The sequence below is a fragment of the Amycolatopsis albidoflavus genome, from assembly GCF_039525725.1.
In the GTDB taxonomy this organism is placed as follows: Bacteria; Actinomycetota; Actinomycetes; order Mycobacteriales; family Pseudonocardiaceae; genus Amycolatopsis; species Amycolatopsis albidoflava.
In genome coordinates, this window is the sequence record NZ_BAAAHV010000028.1 from 61,328 (window position 1) to 83,378 (window position 22,051).

A 22,051-nucleotide genomic window follows, 5' to 3' on the forward strand; every position below is an offset into this window, starting at 1 on the left:
TCAGCCGCGCCGAGGCAGCTCATGCAGCTCGACGTCGCTGAGACGGCCGTCGCGGATCTCGGCGGTTTGGTACGTGCAGAACGGCTGTCGCCGCCGGTCGGTGGGCGAACCGGGGTTGAGCAGCCGCAGCCCGCCGGGCGTCACCGAATCCCACGGGATGTGGCTGTGGCCGAAGATCAGCACGTCGACGTCCGGATACAACGCGTCGCACCGAGCGGGACGGCCCTTCGCGTCACCGGTTTCGTGCACCACTGCCAGCCGGACGCCTTCCAGCGTCTCGCGAGCCACCTCAGGCAGGCGTTTCCGCAGTTCAGGACCGTCGTTGTTGCCGTAGACGCCGATCAGCCGGGCGCTGCGGGCCTCAAGAGCGTCGAGAGTGTCCACGTCGACCCAGTCGCCTGCGTGCACCACGACGTCCGCCTTCGCGACTTCGTCCCAGACCTGGGCCGGCAGTTCCTTCGCCCGCTTCGGCAGGTGGGTGTCCGCGAGGAGCAGCAACCGCACGCCGTCACTCCTCCCCGATCGCCTCGAGCACGTGGTCGAGGAACGCCGCGATGTGCGCGCGCAGCAGCTCGGCCGCGCCGTCCTCGTCGCCCTTCTTCGCGGCGGCTAGCACCGCCTTGTGCTCGCTCCATTCCTTGCGCCAGCTGGGATTCGCTTCCCAGCCGACCACGGTGATCAGCGCCGCGCGGTCGCGCAGGTCGTCCAGCATCGACACCATCAGCGGGTTGCCGCAGCCCGCGTACAGCGCGCGGTGGAACCGCCGGTTCAACAGGCTCAACGTGGTCTGGTCGGCATCCGCGGCCGAGGCTTCCTTCAGGATCTGCCCGGCCTCGTCGAACGCCGCCTTGTCCGAAGACCGCACGGCACGGCGCAGCGCTTCCGGCTCCAGCACCATCCGCACGTCGTAGACCGACCGCGCCAATTCCGCGTCGACCACGCACACGGACGCGCCCTTGTACGGGCTGAACGTGACCAGCCCGGTGTTGGACAGCACCTTGAGCGCCTCGCGCACGGGCGTCTTGGACACCCCGAGCCGCGCGGCCAGCTCCGCCTCCACCAGCTGCTGACCGGGCACCAGCTCGCGGGCGAGAATGCCGCGCCGGATCTCCTCCAGCACCACCTCGGTGCGGGAGGCGGGGAGGCTGAACGTGGACGGCATGCCGACCCTCCTGGCTTTCGCGCTCGTCCCCGCACATTCAACCAGGCGGGCGTCTCCGAGCGTCGACACGTACGATCATATATCAGATGCCATCCGCCGACCGAGGAGACGCAGCCCGATGAAGGCACCCGAGGACTTGCGCAGCCACCGCTGGTTCGGCGGCGACGACCTGCGGAATTTCAGCCACCGCACCCGCGCCCGGCAGCTCGGCTACGAGCCGGAAGAACACCTCGGCAAGCCGGTGATCGGCATCCTCAACACCTGGAGCGACATCAACCCGTGCCACCAGCACCTGCGCGAACGCGCGGAGCAGGTCAAGCGCGGCGTGTGGCAGGCGGGCGGATTCCCGCTGGAGTTCCCGGTGGCGACGCTGTCGGAGACCTACCAGAAGCCGACGCCGATGCTGTACCGGAATCTGCTGGCGATGGAGACCGAGGAACTGCTGCGGTCGTATCCGGTCGACGGCGCGGTCCTGATGGGCGGCTGCGACAAAACCACCCCGGCGTTGCTGATGGGTGCGGCGAGCGCGGGGCTGCCGTCGATTTTCGTGCCCGCCGGTCCGATGCTGCGCGGAAACTGGCGCGGCGAGGTGCTCGGCAGCGGCACCGACATGTGGAAGTACTGGGACGAACGGCGCGCGGGCACGATCGGCGACCGCGAACTGGCCGAACTCGAGCGCGGTCTCGCCCGCTCCCCCGGGCACTGCATGACGATGGGCACCGCGTCGACCATGACGTCCGCCGCCGAAGTGCTCGGGCTGACGCTGCCCGGCGCGGCGTCGATCCCGGCGGTCGACTCCGCGCACCACCGGATGGCGGCGGCGAGCGGCGCGCGAATCGTGGGCATGGTGTGGGAAGACCTCACGATCGCGAAGATCCTCGACGAACGCGCGTACGCCGACGCGATCACCACCGTGCTCGCGCTCGGCGGGTCGACCAACGCGGTGATCCACCTGATCGCGATGGCCGGACGCAGCGGGATTTCCCTGTCCCTGAAGGATTTCGACGAGATCGCGCGCCGGGTGCCGGTGCTGGCGAACATCCGGCCGGGCGGCGATTGGCTCATGGAGGACTTCTATTACGCGGGCGGCCTGCCCGGGTTGTTGTCCCGCTTGACCGACCTGCTGCACCTCGACCGGGTCACCGTCACCGGGCGTCCGCTCGCCGATTCCCTCGCCGACGCCCGCGTGCACAACGACGACGTGATCCGTCCGCGCGAAAACCCGGTCGCCAGCGAAGGCGGCGTGGCTGTGCTGCACGGAAACCTCGCGCCCGGCGGCGCGGTGATCAAACACATCGCCGCTGACCCCGCGCTGCTTACCCACACCGGTCCGGCGGTAGTTTTCGACAACTACAAGGACCTGAAGAAGCGCATCGACGACCCGGCGCTGGGCATCACCGCCGATTCCGTACTGGTGCTGCGCGGATCCGGTCCGCTCGGCGGTCCCGGGATGCCCGAGTACGGCATGCTGCCGATCCCGGCGCACCTGCTGGAACAAGGCGTCCGGGACATGGTGCGGATCTCCGACACCAGGATGAGCGGCACCAGTTACGGCGCGTGCGTGCTGCACGTGGCACCGGAATCGCACGTCGGCGGGCCGCTCGCGCTCGTCCGCGACGGCGACCTGATCACCCTGGACGTGCCTTCCCGGACGCTGCGGCTACAGGTAGACGACGCCGAGCTAGAGCGTCGTCTCGCTTCGTGGACCGCCCCTGCGCCGCGGTTCGAACGAGGCTACGGTGCGCTGTACGCGGAGCACATCACGCAGGCCGACGAGGGCTGCGACTTCGACTTCCTCGCCCGTGCCGGCGCCAATCCGGAACCGGACGCGGGGTGACCGGTTTGTTCCGCTGGGGGCAGTAGTCCGGCATGTCCGGCTCGGCCCGTACGCTGTGCCCCTGACCGCAGCGAATCGAAGGGGTCTGAGGTGCAGTACGAACCGCGCTGGCCGGAAACCGACAGCGACCAGACCGAGATCCTGCCGGTCGTGCCGCCCGAGGAACCCCCGTCCCCGCCCCGAAGGCGCGGCCTGCGCAAAGCGGGCTGGATCAGCGGCGGCGTGCTCGGCGTCCTGGTCGTCGCCTACCTCATCGACCTGCTGACCAGCCAGGGCCGGGTGCCGCGCGGCGTCGTCGTGGCCGGCGTGGACGTCGGCGGGCTGGAGCGGCCGGTCGCCGAACGCGAGCTGCGCGGGAAGATCGAGCCGCGGCTCACCCAGCCGCTCACCGTCACCGCGGGCAACGCGCACACCAAGCTTTCGCCGACCGAGGCCGGGCTGGGCCTCGACTGGAGCGGCACCCTCGACCAGGCGGGCGACCAGCCGATCAACCCCTTCACGCGGCTCGCGTCGTTCTTCAGCACCCGCGAGCTGGGCGTGGTCTCGCACACCGAGGCCGACAAGCTCGACCCGGCGCTCGAGGACCTGCGCGGACGCGTCGACCGCGAGCCGGTGGAAGGCACGATCCGGTTCGACGGCACCACGCCGGTCGCGGTCCCGCCGCAGGCCGGGCAAAAGCTGGATGTCGCGGCGGCGCGGGCGAAGGTGCTGAGTGGCTGGGCTTCCAGCAACGAGCTGACTCTCCCGGTCGCGCCGACGCCGGTGCGCACCACCGCTGAGGGCGTCCAGCGGGCGCTCGCCGAATTCGCCAAGCCCGCGGTGTCCGCGCCGATCGTCGTCAAGGGCGAAGGCGCGGACGCGACGCTGACCCCGGAGCAGATCGCCGGCGCGCTCACGTTCGTGCCCGGCGACGGCGGCGGCCTCGCGCCGCAGGTCGACCCGAAGAAGGTCACCGACGCGCTCGCGCCGCAGCTGAAGTCGACCGAGCAGGAGGGCAAGGACGCGGCCATCGCGTTCTCCGGCGGCAAACCGGTCGTCGAACCGTCCGCGGACGGCAACACCGTCGACTGGGAGCAGAGCCTCAAGCCGCTGCCGAACACGCTGAAGCAGACCGACAGCCGCGAGCTGAAGGCGATCTACAAGAAGACGCCGGCGAAGGTCACCACCGAGCAGGCGGACAAGCTCGGTGTCAAGGAAGTCATCGGCGAATTCAGCACCGGCGGGTTCGCGCCCGACTCCGGCACGAACATCCGCGTGGTCGCCGAGAAGGTGAACGGCGCGATCGTGAAGCCGGGAGAAACGTTCAGCCTCAACGGGTTCACCGGCGCGCGCGGGCGTCCGCAGGGCTACGTCGAGGCGGGCGTGATCGAGAACGGCGCGCCTGCCCGCGAGGTCGGCGGCGGCATTTCGCAGTTCGCCACCACGCTGTACAACGCGGCGTACTTCTCCGGGATGAAGGACGCCGGGCACAAGGAACACAGCTACTACATCAGCCGTTACCCGGCCGCGCGCGAGGCGACGGTGTTCCAGAATCCCAACGGCGCCAGCGTGATCGACCTGAAGTTCACGAACGACTCGGACACCGGCGTCGCGATCCAGACTGTCTGGACGCCGTCGTCGATCACCGTCAAACTGTGGGGCACCAAGCGGTACACCGTCGAATCGGTGCCCGGCGAGCGGTCGAACCCGACGCCGCCGCCGACGAAACCGGGTCCGGCGGAGAACTGCCACGCGTCCAACGGCGCGCCCGGTTTCACCGCGAGCGACACCCGGATCCTGCGCGACGCCTCGTCGGGCCGGGAAGTTTCGCGGCACACGCGGTCGGTCCGCTACAACCCGCAGCCGAAGATCACCTGCGGGGAGCAGTGAGTCGCTGCATCGTGGCGGCCACTGCCAGATCGACGGCGAAGGAAAACTCCGCTTCGTGATCGCACCGCGCCAGATGCGGCGCGGATTCGACAACGGCGGGAAGTTCGGTCTGCTCCAGTTCGGCGCGGCGATGGGCAATTCCGGCTTCATCGGTAACGCCGAACGCCGGGCCCGCGCCCGCCTCGCGCAGGAGCGAGCCGACCACGACGGCCAGGAGCGAGCGCAGCAGGTGCACGGCCTCTTCGGGGGACGCGCCTGCCTTGCGCAGCACCGAAAGCACCGCCTCGACCGGAGCGAGCGCGGCGATCGACGGCAACTGTCTGGTTAGGACGAGCGCGGCGGCCTGCGGGTGCGCGCGCGTCGCTTTCCGGAAGGACTGGGCGATCGCGCGGAGGTCTTCTTCGGGCTGGCCAGTCAAGTCCGGGAGGTCGATTCCGCCGAGCACGTGCCCGGCGACGGCGTCGAGCAAGGCTTCTTTGCCGTCGATGTGGTGGTAGAGGCTCTTCGCGTCCACGCCGAGGCGCTGCCCGACGGTCCGCATGCTCACCGCCGCCGCGCCGTCGGCGTCGACTACTTCCAGCGCGGCCGTCAGGATCGCCTCCCGCGACAGCCGGGCGTCTCCCTTGCGCGGGCGTCCCCGGCGCGTCGTGGTGTTCACGGTTCCATCATGGCGCACTTGCAGTTAACCCACACTGTGGATTAAATTGCGGTTCCGCTCTCCCGGCTTGGAGGAACCCGTGGACCCGTCGGCCATCCCCGCGCCCGAAGTGCTGCGCGCCCGGCAAAAGCTCGTCCTCGACCACTTCCGCGACGAGGTGCGCCAGGACTGGGACGACGTGCTGGCGACGTTCCCGCACCCGCGCTACGAGATCGTCCCGACGATGACCGTGCACGACGGCGATTCCGCGGTGCGCGGCTACTACGACGAAACCCGCCGCGCTTTTCCCGATCAGGACCACGAAATCATTGCCCTGCGACACAGTGCGGATGCGGTAATCGTCGAATTCTGGCTTCTTGGCACCCATCGCGGGCCGCTCGGGAAGATTCCGCCGACCGGGCAGCGGTTCCGCGTCCGGATGACCGCGTACTTCCTCTTCGACGCCGACGAACAGCTGGTGTGCGAACGCATCTACTTCGACACGCTCACCATGCTCCGCCAGCTGTTGAGCGCGTACGACGTCCGGAAACCCACCTCGTGGCCCAAGCTCGTCCGAGCCGTGCGCGGGCTGCTCGCGATGTCCGGAACCCCGGATCCTCGGCTCTCCGATACCACTCCGCCCGCTTTTTGTCGGTGACCCCGCGTACAGTCGTGCGCACACCACGGGAAGGGGGAACCGGTGTCCGACGACGCGGCCATGGGGCTTTACGGACTCACCAAACGGTTCGGGACCACGCTGGCAGTAGACGATGTGCGGCTGGAAGTGCCGCGGGGGTCGTTCTTCGGCCTCGTCGGGCCTAACGGAGCCGGGAAAACGACGTCGCTGTCGATGGCGGTCGGGCTGCTTCGGCCAGACGCCGGCGAAGCGCGCGTGTTCGGCGTGGACGTTTGGCGGGAGCCGGAACGGGCGAAAAGCCTGATCGGCGTTCTTCCGGACGGATTGTCCATTCCGGAGCGGCTCACCGGGCGGGAACTGCTGACGTACATGGGCTTGCTGCGCGGGCTCGCGCCGGACACAGTCGCCGAGCGTGCCCAGGAACTGCTCGGCGTGCTGGAGCTGACGGACGCCGAGCGCACCCTCGTCATCGACTATTCCGCGGGCATGCGCAAGAAGATCGGCCTCGCGACGGCGTTGCTGCACGGCCCTCGGCTGCTGGTCCTGGACGAGCCGTTCGAAGCAGTGGACCCGGTTTCCGCGTCGACGATTCGCACGATCCTGCAGCGGTTCGTCGCTTCCGGCGGCGCGGTCGTGCTGTCGAGCCACGTGATGGCGTTGGTGGAGCAGCTGTGCAGTCACGTCGCGGTCATCACGCGCGGGCGCGTCGTCGCCGCGGGCGCGGTGGCGGACGTACGAGGCGAAGGCACGCTGGAAGACGCGTTCGTGCACATTGTCGGCGGGCGGACCGGTGGAGCGGAGGGGCTGGCGTGGTTGGCGTCCTCGTCCGACTGAAGCTGCGGGTCCTGCGCAATTCGCTGCGCGGGCGGCAGATCGCCGGGATGATCGTCGGCGGCATCTTCGGTCTGCTGGCGGCTTTGTTCACCGTCGGCATCGCGGTGTTCCCGGCTCCGGAAGCGCGGATCACGGTCGACCTGCTCACCTCCGTCTACGCGGTGTGGATGGCGGGCTGGGTGCTCGCGCCGATCGCGACCGGCGGCGGGGACGACACCCTGCGGCCGGAACACTTCGCGCTGCTGCCGATCGGCCGGCGCAAGCTGGCAGTCGGTCTGCTCGCGGCGAGTTTCGTGGGCGTCACCGCGCTGGTGAGCCTGCTGGCGTTCCTCGGCTTGGCGTTCTACGGCCTGCGGTTCGGTGCCGGGGCGGCGCTCGTCGGGCTCGTGTTCACCGTGCTGCAGCTGGCGTTCGTGGTGCTGCTGTACCGCGTCGTGATGGCCGCGCTCGGCACGCTGCTGACGTCGCGCAAGGGCAAGGAACTCGGCATCATCCTGGTGGCGCTCACCGGGTTGTCCGGCGTCGCGGTGAACTACGTGATGCGCAGCGTCGGCCCGGCGATCGTCACCGGCCAGATGCCCGGCTTCGTCAGCGTCATGCACGCCCTGCCGTCCGGATGGGGCACCCTCGCGGTGCACGCGGCCGGAGTCGGCGAATGGGGCACCGTCGGCGGCCTGTTCGCCGCGCTGCTCGGCGCGGTGGCGGTTCTGGTCCTGGTCTGGGGCGCGCTGCTGGCCCGCCAGGTCACCACGCCTTCCTTCCGCGGTGCCTCCCGCACCCGCGCGAAGAGCGCCCGCACGCGGCGCAGCCTGCTCCCGGCCACGCCGATCGGTGCCGTAGCACGCAAGGAGCTTTACACCTGGTGGCGGGACGCCCGCCGACGTGTCGCGCTGCTGTCGACGCTGCTCATCGGCTTCGTCATCACGGTCGTGCCAGCCCTGTCCGGCGGCGGAGGTGGCGGGCAGTCGGTGATGCTGCCGTATTTCGGGGTCGCCGTGGTGATTTTCGCGTCCATGCAGTCCGGCAACCTGTACGGAATGGACGGCAGCGCCCTGTGGCACACGCTGGTCGTCCCCGGTGCCGAACGCGCCGACGTGCGCGGCCGGCAGCTGGCGTGGGCCCTGATCGTCGCCCCCATCGCCGTGGTGCTGGCGCTGGTCCTGCCCGGCGTCACCGGCGTACCGGGCGCGTATCCATGGGTCCTCGGCCTAGTCCCGGCAACGCTGGGCGCCGGAGCCGGAATCCTGATGCTGCAATCCGTCTTCCTGGCCTTCCCCTTGCCGGATCAACGGCGCAGCGGGAGCCCGTGGTCGTCCGGCGGACGCCCCGGCTGTGCCCGAGCCGCCCTGATGCTGGCGACGACGCTGCTCATCGTGCTCGGCGCGTTGCCGGTGGTGGCGCTGTGCGTGGCCGGGAAGCTGGCGGACCTGCCGGTACTGCAGTGGCTGGGCATTCCGGCCGGGATCGCGACCGGCGTCGCCTTGGCGTGGTGGTGGGGTTCGCTCGCCCAGAAACGGCTGGTGGAGCGAGGACCGGAGCTGCTGGCGACCGTCTCCAAAGAACGGTGACGGATTTCTTGCCGAGGTTGTCGAATGGCGTGGAGCGCGTTCGTAGCCACGGCAAGAGACCCGGTTTTGAGGAGTTCGCCATGTAGCAGTACCTGCTGGCCGTCCAGGGAGACGAAACCACGCTGGAGACCGGTGCCGAACTGGCCGCCCAGATGGCCCGCACGACGAAAGTCGCCGGCCCGGCCCCGCCCTGCCCTGCCCGACTCAGCCGCGCAAGGCTCAGCCCTGCCCGACTCAGCCCGCCAGGCTCAGCCTTGCCCGACTTGGCCCAGCCCCATCCGGCTTAGGACGGCCCGGCCCCACACAGCCCCGCCCCGGCTCAGCCTCATCCGGCTCAGCGCGGCCCAGCTCAGCGCGGCCCGGCCCAGCTCAGCCCGCCCCGGCTCAGCCTGGCCCAACTAGGTCAGCCCAGCTCAGCGCGGCCCGGCCCAGCCTGGCCCAACTAGGTCAGCCCGGCCCAGCTCAGCCCGGCCCGGCCTAGCCCGGCTCAGCGCGGCTCGGCCCCACCCAGCTCGGCTCAGCCCGATTCGGCTCGGCTCAGCCCGATTCGGCTCGGCCCGGGCCGAGCCGGCTCGGCCCGCCACCTCACCTCACCGCGAGGCAATCCCAGCCAACGGCATCTCACCAACCGACCGCGGCCCTCCCGGGCCGTCAGCTGATCCAGCCGGACTGCTGCCCACCCGCTCACCGATCCCAGCCGCCCACTCCCGGCGAGTCACTTAAGCGCAGCATCACTTGCCCACTAATTCCCTCAACCACCTCCTCTCCAGTCCGCCAGCCGCATCCGTCAGGGAAGCGCAGCCAACGATTCCTCCAACGCCGCGTCCGGAAGTTCGTTGTCCACCATGTCCCCTGCCAGATACGCGCCGTACGCGGGCAAGTCGAGGTGCGCGTGTCCGCAGAGTGCCGTCAGGATCACCTTCTCCTCACCAGTTTCCTTGCAGCGCAAAGCTTCCTGAATGCACGCGGCCAACGCATGTGTCGGTTCAGGCGCGGGAATGATGCCTTCCGTGCGGGCGAACTGCACTCCCGCGGCGAAACATTCCTGCTGACCGATCGCGAGCGCCTCGATGAGACCCAGTTCGTAGATGTGCGAGATCAGCGGCGACATCCCGTGGTAGCGCAGGCCTCCGGCGTGGATCGGGTCCGGGATGAAGTCGTGGCCGAGCGTGTGCATTTTCAGCAGGGGCGTGAGACCGGCCGTGTCGCCGAAGTCGTAGGCGTAGCGGCCTCGAGTGAGGGTCGGGCAGGCCGCCGGTTCGACCGCGCGGATCACCGGGTTCATCCGGCCGGCCAGTTTTTCCCGCAGGAACGGGAAAGCGAGCCCGCCGAAGTTGGAGCCGCCGCCGGTGCAGCCGACGAGCACGTCCGGGGTGTCGCCTGCCATTTCGAACTGCCGGAGGGCTTCCTCGCCGATCACCGTCTGGTGCAGCAGCACGTGGTTGAGCACGCTGCCCAGTGCGTACCGCGCACCCGGATCCGCCGCGGCCTGCTCGACCGCTTCACTGATCGCGATCCCAAGACTGCCGGTCGACTGCGGGTTCTCCGCCAGGATCGCGCGGCCGGCGGCAGTGCGATCCGATGGACTCGGGTACACCTGCGCGCCGAAGGTCTCCATCATCAGCTTGCGGTACGGCTTCTGGTCGTACGACGCCCGCACCTGCCAGACCTCGCACGACAGTCCAAAAGTCGCGCACGCGAACGCCAACGCGCTCCCCCACTGCCCGGCGCCGGTCTCGGTGGTGAGCCGCGTGACGCCCTCGGCCGCGTTGTAGAACGCCTGTGGCACAGCGGTGTTCGGTTTGTGCGAGCCGACCGGGCTGACACCCTCGTACTTGTAGTAGATCCGGGCCGGGGTCCCGAGCGCCTTCTCCAGCCGGCGGGCGCGGTAGAGCGGAGACGGTCGCCAGAGCCGGTAGACGTCGCGGACTTCCTCGGGAATGTCGATGTAGCGCTCGGTGGTGACTTCCTGCTCGATGATCGCCCGCGGGAACAGCGGAGCCAGGTCCTCGGGCCCGACGGGCTCGCGTGTTCCCGGGTGCAGCGGCGGAGGCGGCGGCTCGGGCAGGTCCGGCACCACGTTGTACCACTGCGCCGGGAGATCGGCCTCGTCCAGAATGTATTTCGTCCGTTCTGCCATGACGCCTCCTCGGTCGGCGGAACCCAACGTAAGCCGGGCGGCGGGAGAAGCCAAGCGCCGGAGCGCGCGAGGGGACCCCTCGCGCGCATAAAGCGGCAGGTCCACCCATGTGGGCGACCTGTCCACAATGGAGGGTGTGGAGGATTCGCCGGAAGCAGTTTCCGGCGGGCGCCGGTTTTTGTCGGTGGGTGCCGGTAGGTTCGTTGGCATGGCGACATTGGTGACGTTCCACGCCCACCCGGACGACGAGGCGATCATGACCGGCGGCGTGATGCGCAAGGCGGCCGACGAGGGGCACCGGGTGGTGCTCGTGGTGGCCACGCGCGGAGAAAAGGGCGAGATCCCCGAGGGCCTGCTCGAAGACGGCGAGCAGCTCGCGGACCGGCGAGTGAAGGAGACGCAGGCGGCGGCCGAGGTGCTGGGCGTCTCGCGAGTGGAGTTCTTGGGATACCAGGACTCCGGAATGATGGGCGACCCGTCGAACGACGGCCCGGGCACGTTCTGGACCGCCCCGGTCGAAGAAGCAGCGGAGCGGCTGGCGGCGATCCTGCGCGAGGAGTCGGCGGACGTGCTCACGGTCTACGACGACTTCGGCGTCTACGGCCACCCGGACCACATCCAGGTCCACCGCGTCGGCATGCGCGCGGGAGAACTCGCGGGCACGCCGCGGATCTACCAGGGCTCGGTGAACCGCGACGAGGTCCGCCGCGCCGCCGAAGCCGCACGCGCGGCGGGCGAGGAAGGCGGCCCGGACGAGGACATGATCATCGGCAAACCGGCGGCCGAGCTGACTGCCGAAGTCGACGTCACGGCATACGCGAAGGTGAAGCGGGCGGCGATGCGGGCTCATCTGAGCCAGATCAGCGAGGAGTCGTTCTTCCTGGCGCTGCCGGACGAGAAGTTCGCCCAGATGTTCGGGACGGAATGGTTCATCCGGGAAGGAAAGGGTCCGGGGGTGACGGAGACGGATCTGATGAAGGGGCTCTGACTGGGTCTGGGGCGAGCCGTAAGGACGCGGATTTCCGGCGCGGGTCCGGAGGATCGGGCCGATTCGGCAGTTTGACGCTGCCGGAATCGCCCGCGGGTTCGGATCTCCGGTGCAGATGGTGGCCGAGCCTGGGTGGCGGGTGGGCATCGACGGAGTTGTCCGCGAGCACGGTTGTCCGGCGCAACTCGCGGACCGAGTCTGGGCGAGGGAGCGGCATCGACAGAGCTGTTCCCGAGCGCGGTGTCCGGCGCAACGCCCGGAACGAGTCAGGGCGACGGATCGGCATCGGCAGAACTGTCCGCGAGCACGGTCCCGCGGCACAGATAGCGGATCGAGCCCGATCGGCAGATCGGTGCCATAGAGTTGTCCGCCAGCAGAATTCCCCGGCGCAATTCGCGGACCGAGCACCGTCGGCAGGTTGGCACTGACAGCGGGTTGGCACTGGCGGAGTCGCCCGCGGGCACGGGCTTCCACGGACACGTCGCGGGCCGAGCGCGGTCGGCAAATCGGCACCGACAGCGTCGCCCGCAGGCGCGGCATCCACCCAGGCACACCAACCGAGCCTGGTCGGCAGATCGGCGCGGGCGGCTGCGTGGGGGTCGAAGGGCGAGAAGCTGCAAGGTCCGCGATCGGCTAGCAGTCGCACGCGAACCAACCCGCGAGAAGCGGCAAGATCCACGATCGGCCGACTATCGAGGGCAAACTGACCATGCCCGAAACAGGCGGGATTGCTCGCTCGGCACCGAGCACACAGCCCCAGCCGGTGCGGGCGATGTCCAGGCCGAGCGAAATGGCATCGGTCCGCAGCCCCAGGCAGGACGGGCAGTTGAGTGCGCGCGGCTTGGCAAGCCGGGCGTATGCGCCTGGCAAGGCAGACCAGTCGACCTGTCGGGCTCCCGCAAGCGGCCAGCCGTCATGCGGGTTCTGCTTCTCCGACTCGAGCCGAGGCCAGGCGGACTGCGTCCAGGATCTTCTCGTACCCGGTGCAGCGGCAGAGATTGCCCGCCAGGGCTTCGCGAATCTCCGGGTCCGTCGGGGCGGTCACGCGGTGCACGAGTTCGTGCGCGGCGACGATCAACCCCGGCGTGCAGAAGCCGCATTGCACGGCGCCGGCTTCGACGAAAGCTTGCTGCACTGCGTCCAGGTGGTCGCCGTCCGCCAGGCCCTCGACGGTGCGGACGTTCCTGCCTTCGGCTTGGCCCGCGGCGACCAGGCACGAACACACTGGGGTACCGTCCAAATACACTGTGCACGAACCGCATTCGCCCTGTTCGCAGGCGTTCTTCGAGCCTGGCAAGCCCAGTTGGTCGCGCAGTACGAACAGCAGGCTTTGTCCTTCCCAGACCTCGTCGACGGTGCGCGGTTCGTCATTGACAGTGAGGTTCAGGCGCATTTCGGCTGCCCGCCTTTCCGATAGTCGTCCCAGGCCCAGGTCAACGTCCGGCGGGCCAGTACTGCGATCGCGTGGATGCGGTAGTCCGCGCTGCCTCGGACGTCGTCGATCGGGGACGCAGCGCTCGCGGCCAGCTCGCCGAATCGGCGTACGACCGGGTCCGGCAGCGGGGAGCGGGATTCCCACGAATCGGAGAGGGCGTCGCGAAGGAAGTCTTCGGCGGCGGTGGCTCGGCGTGGCGTCGGGGCGGCCGATCCGATCGCCGCGCCCACCCAGCCGGTTTCCGGGGCCAGGTCCAGTGCGAACGAGCACACCGCGATGACCATCGCGTTGCGGGTACCGACTTTCGCGAACTGCTGCGGGCCGGTCGCGACCGGGAGGTGGATGGCGGCGATCAGCTCGTCCGGGGCCAGTGCGTTGCGTTTGACGCCCCGGTAGAACTCCGTCGCCGGGATCATCCGGGTGCCGCGTACGGACGCGACCTCGATTGTCGCGTCGCAGGCCAGGAGCGTGGGATGGGTGTCGCCGGCCGGGGAGGCTGCGCCCAGGTTTCCTCCGACAGTGCCGCGGTTGCGGATTTGCGGCGACCCGACAGTGCGGCTGGCCATCGCCAATCCGGGGAGGCGGGTGCCGAGTTCGGTGATGATCCGGGTGTACGACACGCCCGCGCCCAGCCGGATCCGGCCGTCCTGCTCAGTCCATTCGGACAGGTCGCTGATCCTGGTGAGATCGAGCAGCGCAGCGGGGCGGCGGTGGTCGAAGTTGAGTTCGACCAGGACGTCGGTGCCGCCGGCCAGGGGGACGGCGTCGGGGTGATCGGCTTTCACAGCGAGGGCTTCCGCCCAGGTCGCAGGGGTCAGGAAATCCACGGGGCACCTCCGGCCTCGGGCAGGAAAGAGAAGGGGTGGAAGGGCAGAACGGCCGCGTTAGGCAGGGCGGTCACGAAGCGACCCGCACTCCCGCTCCGGCCTGCTCGGCCAAGGCGATGGCGTCCGGGGCGAATCGGAGAGTTCGGCAAATGCGGGCCGGTCACGATGCGGCCCGTAAGCCCGCACCCATCCGCCCTCCCCAGGTGATGTCTGCCTAGCGGATCGGGGGAGCACGACACAGAGGGGCCGATCACGAAGCGGGCCCCAACCCCCACACCCGTCCCCGGCGAACGCGATGCCGTCCTGTGCGAACCGGAGAGTTCGGCAAAGGCGGGCCAGTCACGATGCAGCCCGCGACCCCGCACCCGCCTCCCCGGCCAAGGCGACGCCATCAGGGCGGACCGGAAAGTCCGGCAAGACAAGCCAGTCACGACGCAACCCCCAACCCCGCACCCGTCTCCCCAGCCAATGCGATGTCGTCCGGGCGAATAGGGGCGTTCGGCAACGGCAGGCCAGTCGCCGAGCGGAGGGCGTTCAGGATCGCGGGAGTCGACGACAGGGTCGGCGGCTCCCCCACGCCGTTCAGGCCGTAGGGCGAGTCCGGGTGCGGGAATTCGAACACGCTGATCGGCATCGGCGGTACGTCGAGCACGGTCGGGATCAGGTAGTCCGTGAAGGACGGGTTGCGCACCCGGCCCTCGCGGTCGACCAGGATTTCCTCCATCAGGGCCAAACCCAGGCCCTGAACGCTGCCGCCTTCGATTTGGCCTTCTACTGCCAGCGGGTTCATTGCCTTGCCGACATCCTGGGCGGTCGCCAGCTCGACTACCTTCACCAAACCCAGCTCCACGTCCACGTCCACCACCGCTCGGTGGGCGGCGAAGGCGAAAGCGATGTGTGCGTCGCCCTGGCCGGTTTCCGGGTCGATGCCTTGGGTGGGGCGGTGGTGGTACTCGAAGGTGTGGGAAAGAGTGTCCGAACCCACGAGATCGGCGATCGAGCACACTGGGCGTCCGGCGGGGTCCAGGACTTGGTCGTCACCCAGGGAGAGCGCGGGGAGGCCAGAAGCGGCAGTAGCGCGGCGTAGTAGTTCACGTGCGATGTGGCGGCAGGCACCTTGCACAGCCCCGGTGGACATCCAGGTCATGCGGGAGGCGGACGCGGAGCCGGCGTCGCCGATTTGGGTGTCGGCGGGTAACACGACTATCCGGGAGACGCCTAGTTCCGTGCTCGCCACTTGCGACTGGACGGTCGTGACGCCTTGTCCGCATTCCGCGGCGGCGGTGTGCACTGAGACCACCGGGGCGCCATTGACCACCGTCAGTGCGACTCGCGCGGTCGAGATGTCGTCGACGCCTCCTGAGTAGCCGATCGCTTTCACCCCGACCGCGTAGCCGACTCCGCGACGCACCCCCTCGCCGTGCGTCGTGTTGGCGGCTCCGCCTGGAAGAGAAAGCAGGTCCACACCGGCGGCGGGAGGCAGCGGACGGTCTCGGAGGGCTTGCAGGAGTTCCGCGACGGGGGCTGGGCCGTCGACGGCTTGGCCGGTGGGCAAAACCGTGCCTGTGGTCATGGCGTTGCGGAGGCGCAATTCCATCGGGTCCATGCCCAGCCCCTGAGCCAGTTTGTCCATATTGGACTCACAGCCATAGGCCGATTGGACGGCACCGAAACCGCGCATCGCCCCGCACGGCGGGTTGTTCGTGAAGACTGCCAGGCCGTCGATTTCGGCGTTCGGGACGTCGTAGGCGCCGGTGACGAAGTAGCAAGCATTGGCGATTACTACCGGCGAAGTCGAGGTGTAGGCACCGCCGTCCAGAACCAGGCGGGCTTTGACGTAGACCAGACGTCCGTCTTTGGTGGCACCGTGTTCGTAACGCATCTTTGCCGGATGGCGGTGTACGTGGCCGAAGAAGGATTCGTAGCGGTTGTAGGACATTTTCACCGGACGGCCCAGTCGCAGGGCCAGCATGCAGGCGTGCACGTGGACGGAGAGGTCTTCCCGGCCGCCGAAGGCACCGCCGACTCCTGCCATGGTCAGGCGCACTTTTTCGGGCGGCAGGCCTAGGCACGGGGCAAGTTGTTCCAAGTCTTTGTGAAGCCATTGCGAGGAAACGTAAAGCTCGACGCCGCCGTCTTCGGAGGGAATTGCCAGGCCGGATTCCGGGCCGAGGAAAGCTTGGTCCTGCATGCCGACTTCGTACTCGCCGGTGACTACGACATCCGCCTCGGCGCGGGCGCGGGCAAGGTCGCCGTGGCGGATTTTTACGTGTCGTACCAGGTTTCCGTCGGGATGGACGGGGCGGACACCCTCGTCCAGGACCGTCATCGGATCGGTGACCGGGGTCAGCGGTTCGTAGTCGACGATGATCAGTTTTGCCGCCTGGCGGGCGGTTTCGGGGTCGTCGGCGGCGACCAGCGCGACTGGTTCGCCGTGGTAGCGGACTTCGTCGAAAGCCAGTACCGGCTGGTCGGCGGATTTCATGCCGTACGTCTTCGCGCCGGGAACGTCCTCGTGAGTGAGCACGGCGTGCACGCCCGGTTGAGCGAGAGCTTTGCTCGTGTCGATGGACCGGATCCGCGCGGCCGCGTGCGGGCTGCGCAGCGTGGTCGCCCAGACCATGCCCTCGATCCACAAATCCGACGAATAGGCGAACCTGCCGGTCACCTTGGCGGCGCCGTCCGGACGGAGGGCGCTTTCGCCCACCCCGGCGGCTTTCCCGGTTTCCGCGGCGCGTACCAGCGAGTCCACAGTGACCACCAGCTTTCCTGCGTTGCCGACTCCACGGGATTCAACACGTGTAGATCGGGACTGTCAACGGCTCTTCGGGTATCGTCTGGCGCATGCAGCGGGTCACCCGGGACGATGTCGCACGGCTGGCGGGCACCTCGCCGGCCGTGGTCAGTTACGTGCTCAACAACGGTCCGCGTCCGGTCGCCCCCGCCACGCGGGCGCGAGTGGAACAAGCGATCGCCGAGCTCGGGTACCGGCCGAATCTCGTCGCGCGGGCGTTGCGGTCCACGCGCAGCAATGTGCTCGGCCTGGTCGTGCCGGACAGCAGCGAGGGCTACTTCACCCAGCTCACCCACGCGGTCGAGCGGGCCGCGTTCGCGCGTGGATCCTTGGTGCTGCTGGGAAATTCGGCGTTCTCCCGGGAGCAGGAGCTGCGGTACGCCGAATCGCTGGCGAACATGCGCGTGGACGGTCTGCTGCTCGTCCGCGCGGAGATCGCCGGAGCGGCGGCAACGCACTCCACTTTGGACGTTCCGGTCGTCTACCTCCACCACCACGCCCCGTCCGGTGCCGCCGCGCCGTCCGTGGTGCTGGACAACAGAGCGGGCGGGCGGTTGACCACCGAACATCTGCTCGGACACGGCTACCGGGAGATCGGGTGTCTCACCGGAACCGCGCGGTCCGGGCCGGTGGCCGATCGGGCTCGCGGCTGGACGGAGGCGATGCGGGCGGCGAAAAGGAGTGCGGGCAACGTCGTCCGGACTGGTCTGGATCGGCATGCCGCGCGGGCGGACATCCGGCGATGGCTGCAGTCGCCGGAGCGGCCGCGCGCGATCATGGCGACCGCGGACGGGCTGGCGCTCGACACGCTCACTGTCGCGGCGGAGCTTGGCTTGAGCGTGCCGAAAGACCTTGCGGTGATTGGCTTCGGCGGTACCGACGCTGCCGCGCACAGCTGGCCCGCGCTGTCCACCGCCGGGCATTCCTTCGACGATTTCGCCGACGCCGCAGTGTCCACTCTGGACAAAATCAAAGAAGAAACCCAGCCGGAAGACCGCATCCTCGACGTGCACCTGACCGCGCGCGCCAGCTGCGGGTGCGACTGACCTCGCAGCCGGCGCGAGCGAATCAGGAGTTAGCGGCCTCAGCCCACGCCGACGGCGTGTAGCCGAGATAATGCGAAGCGTGCGTATTCGCCGCCGAGGCCTGCGGAATATCGCCGCGCAAATACGCCTCGGCTTCCGCCTTGTCCTTCGGCGGCGGCGTCGGCGCGAGGCCGAGCAGCTTGGCCATGTTGTTGCCGAGGTAGCCCTCCAGGTCGTCCTCGGACAGGTTCAGGCCCTGCGGCGGCTGGTGGCACAGCACTTCCAGCTCCCGCGCCCACATGCCGGGCTCGTTCGGCGGCGAGTCGGTGCCGAAGACCAGGTCGCTCTTCTTCATCTCCTTGGCGAATTCGACGATCCGCGACTGCAGCAGCCAGCCCGATTCGCCGATCACGTTCGGCGAGTCCTGGATCATCCAGAACGCCTCGAAACAGTAGACGCCGCCGGTCTGGATGCCGAAATGGCCGAGAATGAACGTGACGTTCGGGAACTCGCGGATGATCGGGTAGAACTGGGTCGGGATCGAGTACGGCCCGTCCCCGGTGTGGATCAGCACGATCACGCCGAGTTCGTCGCACACCCGCATCACCGGCCGCAGCCAGTCCAGCGCCCGGTCCGGGCGGTAGGAATGCATGTTGGCGTGCAGTTTCAGCATCTTGTAGCCGTATTCCTTCACGTGGAAGGCCAGCTCCGCCGCGCCGTTTTCCGGGCCGAACCGCGGGTTGTACATGAAGTTCCCGACGAACCGGTCCGGGTACTGCTGCACCAGCGAGGTCACGTACGCCTGGTACTCGCGGATGCCTTCGCGGCCGGTTTTGTTGCCCTCGCGCCAGGTCGTGTTGCCCGGCGGCGGCATGATGCAGCTGACGTCCACGCGCCGCGGCTTGCCGTTGATCCAGAATGGACCGTCCATCATTTCCAGCGTGCGCTCGCCGGTGAACGGGGTTCCGGTGTGCCGCCAGGCTTCGTCGACGAGATTCGTCGGATGGACATGGGTATCGATAATCACCGGATGTCTCCTTACGCAAGACTTGAGTAAAGGACTCCCCGGCCGCGCTTCACCGCACCTACGGGACCCGGAAGCGCGATCCGCGCTCCGGCGCAACCGAGTGCAACACCTTCGCCGCCCGCTGTCAACACATGATCGCCGAATGCCTTGCGCGGCAATACTTTTCCGGAGAAGGCTCTTGACACCGGCACCGCGAGGGCTTTGCATTGAACGACCCGGCGGTGCTGCCGGGCGCCGGTGACCTCCCGTTTCGGGCCAACCGTTCGGCCAGCTGCCTCCAGCCGCGCGCTGGAGACGACCGCCGGGCCGGGTCCGACCCCGCCCGGGGAAGGGCGGCCCGATGTCGGCTGCGGAACCCTGCGACCTCCTCCTGACCGGCGGCACCGTGGTGACCGTCGACGACCGGCGCACTGTCCACCAGAACGGCTACGTCGCGATCACCGGCGACCGGATCGCCGGCGTCGGACCGGGATCCGGCACTGAGCGCTGGCGCGCCGAAGAAGTCGTCGACTGTCGAGGCAAAGCCGTACTGCCGGGCCTGGTCGACGGGCACAACCACCTCTACCAAGCACTCGCTCGCGGGCTCGGCGAAGGCATGTCGATCGTGCCGTGGCTGTGCGAATTCATGTGGCCGTATTCGATCGCGATCACCGGACCCGAAGCGGTGGCCGGGGCACGACTCGGCGCGGTCGAGGCGTTGCGCGCCGGCATCACGACGGTGATCGACAACCATTACGCACCAAGCGATCTTGAAACGACCCTCGCTGTCGCCGATGTCATCGAGGAGGCCGGCCTTCGCGGCGCGGTGGCCCGCGGCATGCTGGGCGAACGCACCGAAATCGCCGACCGCCGCGGTCAGCCGATCGAACTGTTCCGTTACTCGAGCGAGGACGAGTTCGCGATCACCCGCGAGGCAATGCAACACCGGCCGCCGACGGCCAAGGTCGCGGTGTGGCCCGCCGCGCTCAACCTCTGTTACGTGGAACAGAAACTCGTCCGCCAGACGGTCGAACTCGCCCGGGAATTCGGCACTCGCTGGCACACCCATTGCTGCGAGAGCAAAACCGATCCGGTCAGCTACCTCGAAACCCACGGGGTCCGGCCGGTGGAATGGCTCGCCAGGGAAGAACTCCTCGACGAACGGGCCACCCTCGCGCACGCGATTTGGCTCGACGAAGCCGAAATCGAGCAGGTCGCCGCCGCGGGCGCGGGGGTCTCGCACAACCCGGCGTCCAACGGTTACCTCGCCTCCGGCACCGCGCAGATCGCGAACCTGCGCAAGCAGAATGTTCCGGTCGCGCTGGGCACCGACGGTCCCAGCTGCGGTCATCGGCAAGATCTTTTCGAGGCGATGAAACTCAGCGTCTTCGGACAGCGAACGGCCACTTTGGACCCGACGGCGCTGCGGGCCGAGGACGCGCTGGAAATGGCCACCCGCGAGGGGGCCCGTTACGCCGGAATCGACGCGGGAGTGCTCAGCGAGGGCAAGATCGCCGACGTCATCGTGACTGCGCTCGACCGTCCGCACGTGCGCCCGGTGCACCGGGCGGTCGCCGCCCTCGTCTACTCCGCCCGCGGGTCCGATGTGGAGCTGACGATCGTGGGCGGCGAGATCGTCTACCGCGACGGACAGTGCGTCCGCGTCGACGAAGAGGCCGCCGCCGACGAGGCGGAACGGCACGCGGCCCGGCTGCTGAAGCGCAGCGGCATGGGCGGACTGCTCACTCCCTGGGCGCGGTGATCCGCGCTCCCCTTTCCCCGCTGTGGAGGAAACCATGCGATTCCGTCCGCGCACCACCCGAGCCGAAACCACGACCCGCGACGCGGTCGACACCGTCCCCCGGCTGCGGCAAATGCTCCCGCTCGGTGTCCAGCACCTACTGGTCGCCTATTCCGGAATGGTCACCGTCCCGCTGCTGATCGGGCTCGGCGTCGGCCTGTCCACCGCGCAGATCGCCACGCTCGTCACGGCGAACGTGCTGGTCAGCGGCATCGCGACGCTGTTGCAGACGCTCGGGATCGGCAACGTCGGCGTCCGGCTGCCGATCGTGATGGGCTCGACCTTCACCGGCATCACCCCGGCGATCATCGTCGGCAAGGAGGCCGGGCTGCCCGCGGTCTTCGGCGCGACGATCGTCGCCGGGCTGCTGACCTGGCTGGTCGCGCCGTGGTTCAGCAAGCTGATCCGGTTCTTCCCGCCGATCGTGACCGGGACGATCATCGCGATCATCGGGTTCTCGCTGCTGCCCTCCACCGCGACGCTGATCGCCGGGTCCAATCCGGGCGCCGCCGACCACGGTTCGGCCGGACGGCTGATTCTCGGGCTGGGCACCATTGTGCTGACTGTCTGTTTGGAACGGTTCGCCCCGCCCGCGGTGCGCCGTTTCGCGATCCTGATCGCGCTGGCCGTCGGGACGCTCGTGGCGATCCCGCTCGGCATGGCCGACTTCAGCTCGGTCGGGCACGCGGATTGGGTCGGCGTCGTGAAGCCGTTCGAATTCGGCATGCCGACGTTTGCCTTGTCCGCCTTGCTGCCGATGATCATCGTGCAGCTGGTGAACATGGTGGAATCGACCGGCGACACGCTCGCCATCGGGCAGATCGTCGGCCGCGACGTCGGCCCGCCCGAGATTTCCCGGGCATTGCGCGCGGACGGGATCGGCTCCGCGTTCGCGGGCGTGTTCGGCTCGTTCACCGTCGTCACCTTCGGCGAGAACGTCGGGCTGGTCAGCATCACCCGCGTGATGAGCCGGTTCGTGGTCGCCACCGCGGGCGCGGTGCTGGTGCTCATGAGCCTGGTGCCGAAACTCGGCGCGGCCGTCGCGTCGCTGCCCGGGCCGGTGCTCGGCGGCGTCGGAGTGGTCATGTTCGGCACCGTCGGAGCGGTCGGTCTGCGCATCATGAGCCAGGCGGATCTCAGCAACGGGCGCAATATCTTGATCGTCGCCATCTCGTTCGGCTTCGGTCTTTTGCCGGTCGGCGCGCCAGAGTTTTACCAACATCTGCCCGTGGTGGTGCAGACCGTGCTCACGAGCGGCATCGCGGCCGGCGGCATCGCGGCGTTCCTGCTGAACCTCGTGCTCAACCGCCGCGAGCGGGCTCCGCGCACCGGGCCGGAAGCCGCTCCCGGGTATTGACCCTCGGCGGCTTCCGATGCACCATAGTCGAAACTCCTTGCAGGGAAGGAAAAATCTTCGCTCATTCCATAACCCCGTAGGTGCGGCGGCAGGATTCGCGCGCGGCCGGGGGTCATCGACGCCGGCTGCCCGTC

At 68.8% G+C, this 22,051-nt stretch carries 17 protein-coding genes; 9 read left to right on the top strand and 8 right to left on the bottom strand.

The features are described from left to right. On the bottom strand, positions 1 to 504 hold the full coding sequence (locus tag ABD156_RS43065) for a metallophosphoesterase family protein (protein ID WP_344287134.1): 504 nt from the start codon (positions 502 to 504) through the stop codon (positions 1 to 3). 4 nt (positions 505 to 508) lie between these two features. Beyond that, entirely contained in the window at positions 509 to 1,162 is a 654-nt protein-coding gene (locus ABD156_RS43070) for a GntR family transcriptional regulator (protein ID WP_344287136.1), read from the bottom strand. Positions 1,163 to 1,280: 118 nt separating this feature from the next. Here ABD156_RS43070 and araD point away from each other — a divergent pair, with 118 nt between their 5' ends. Next, positions 1,281 to 2,999, top strand: coding sequence for an L-arabinonate dehydratase (gene araD / locus ABD156_RS43075; protein ID WP_344287138.1), 1,719 nt, complete (start codon positions 1,281 to 1,283; stop codon positions 2,997 to 2,999). 90 nt (positions 3,000 to 3,089) lie between these two features. Continuing rightward, positions 3,090 to 4,868 carry a VanW family protein gene (locus tag ABD156_RS43080; RefSeq protein ID WP_344287140.1) on the top strand — a complete coding sequence of 593 codons (1,779 nt, stop codon included), beginning with the start codon at positions 3,090 to 3,092 and terminating at the stop codon, positions 4,866 to 4,868. Here ABD156_RS43080 and ABD156_RS43085 read toward each other — a convergent pair. Next, positions 4,849 to 5,526: a TetR/AcrR family transcriptional regulator C-terminal domain-containing protein gene (locus tag ABD156_RS43085; RefSeq protein ID WP_344287142.1), complete on the bottom strand. Its 678-nt coding sequence runs from the start codon at positions 5,524 to 5,526 to the stop codon at positions 4,849 to 4,851. The genes ABD156_RS43080 and ABD156_RS43085 overlap by 20 nt on opposite strands. A gap of 79 nt (positions 5,527 to 5,605) precedes the next feature. Between ABD156_RS43085 and ABD156_RS43090 the strand changes: the two genes are divergently transcribed. The 3 genes from ABD156_RS43090 to ABD156_RS43100 are packed head-to-tail and all read left to right on the top strand — an operon-like array spanning position 5,606 to position 8,544. Beyond that, positions 5,606 to 6,163, top strand: a complete 558-nt coding sequence (locus ABD156_RS43090; protein WP_344287144.1) for an ester cyclase — start codon at positions 5,606 to 5,608, stop codon at positions 6,161 to 6,163. A gap of 42 nt (positions 6,164 to 6,205) precedes the next feature. Then, positions 6,206 to 6,976 (top strand): ABC transporter ATP-binding protein, encoded by a 771-nt coding sequence (locus ABD156_RS43095; protein WP_067582806.1) that lies wholly within the window; start codon positions 6,206 to 6,208, stop codon positions 6,974 to 6,976. Beyond that, entirely contained in the window at positions 6,952 to 8,544 is a 1,593-nt protein-coding gene (locus ABD156_RS43100; RefSeq protein ID WP_344287148.1) for a hypothetical protein, read from the top strand. The genes ABD156_RS43095 and ABD156_RS43100 overlap by 25 nt, the downstream gene beginning before the upstream one ends. Before the next feature lie 787 nt (positions 8,545 to 9,331). Here ABD156_RS43100 and ABD156_RS43105 read toward each other — a convergent pair. Continuing rightward, positions 9,332 to 10,684 (bottom strand): TrpB-like pyridoxal phosphate-dependent enzyme, encoded by a 1,353-nt coding sequence (locus tag ABD156_RS43105; protein ID WP_344287150.1) that lies wholly within the window; start codon positions 10,682 to 10,684, stop codon positions 9,332 to 9,334. Positions 10,685 to 10,892: 208 nt separating this feature from the next. On the opposite strand from ABD156_RS43105, the gene ABD156_RS43110 reads away from it, so the two are divergent. Continuing rightward, positions 10,893 to 11,672: a PIG-L family deacetylase gene (locus ABD156_RS43110; protein ID WP_344287152.1), complete on the top strand. Its 780-nt coding sequence runs from the start codon at positions 10,893 to 10,895 to the stop codon at positions 11,670 to 11,672. 913 nt (positions 11,673 to 12,585) lie between these two features. Here the strand turns inward: ABD156_RS43110 and ABD156_RS43115 are convergent. The 3 genes from ABD156_RS43115 to pucD all read right to left on the bottom strand — a co-directional run bounded on the left by ABD156_RS43115 (position 12,586) and on the right by pucD (position 16,695). Continuing rightward, entirely contained in the window at positions 12,586 to 13,065 is a 480-nt protein-coding gene (locus tag ABD156_RS43115) for a (2Fe-2S)-binding protein (protein ID WP_344287154.1), read from the bottom strand. Further along, complete coding sequence (locus tag ABD156_RS43120; RefSeq protein WP_344287156.1) at positions 13,056 to 13,934, bottom strand: FAD binding domain-containing protein; 879 nt, start codon at positions 13,932 to 13,934, stop codon at positions 13,056 to 13,058. The genes ABD156_RS43115 and ABD156_RS43120 overlap by 10 nt, the downstream gene beginning before the upstream one ends. A 427-nt stretch (positions 13,935 to 14,361) precedes the next feature. Further along, the gene (gene pucD / locus ABD156_RS43125; RefSeq protein ID WP_344287158.1) at positions 14,362 to 16,695 is read right to left on the bottom strand and encodes a xanthine dehydrogenase subunit D; all 2,334 of its coding nucleotides are present in this window, start codon (positions 16,693 to 16,695) and stop codon (positions 14,362 to 14,364) included. 83 nt (positions 16,696 to 16,778) lie between these two features. On the opposite strand from pucD, the gene ABD156_RS43130 reads away from it, so the two are divergent. Further along, on the top strand, positions 16,779 to 17,774 hold the full coding sequence (locus ABD156_RS43130; protein ID WP_344287160.1) for a LacI family DNA-binding transcriptional regulator: 996 nt from the start codon (positions 16,779 to 16,781) through the stop codon (positions 17,772 to 17,774). A 22-nt stretch (positions 17,775 to 17,796) separates the two neighbouring features. Here ABD156_RS43130 and ABD156_RS43135 read toward each other — a convergent pair whose 3' ends face one another. Next, complete coding sequence (locus tag ABD156_RS43135) at positions 17,797 to 18,780, bottom strand: amidohydrolase family protein (RefSeq protein WP_009081542.1); 984 nt, start codon at positions 18,778 to 18,780, stop codon at positions 17,797 to 17,799. A 340-nt stretch (positions 18,781 to 19,120) separates the two neighbouring features. Here ABD156_RS43135 and ABD156_RS43140 point away from each other — a divergent pair, with 340 nt between their 5' ends. Both ABD156_RS43140 and ABD156_RS43145 read left to right on the top strand, forming a co-directional pair. Continuing rightward, positions 19,121 to 20,521 (top strand): amidohydrolase, encoded by a 1,401-nt coding sequence (locus ABD156_RS43140; protein ID WP_344287163.1) that lies wholly within the window; start codon positions 19,121 to 19,123, stop codon positions 20,519 to 20,521. 34 nt (positions 20,522 to 20,555) lie between these two features. Continuing rightward, positions 20,556 to 21,917: a nucleobase:cation symporter-2 family protein gene (locus tag ABD156_RS43145; protein WP_344287165.1), complete on the top strand. Its 1,362-nt coding sequence runs from the start codon at positions 20,556 to 20,558 to the stop codon at positions 21,915 to 21,917. The last annotated feature ends 134 nt before the right edge of the window (positions 21,918 to 22,051 follow it).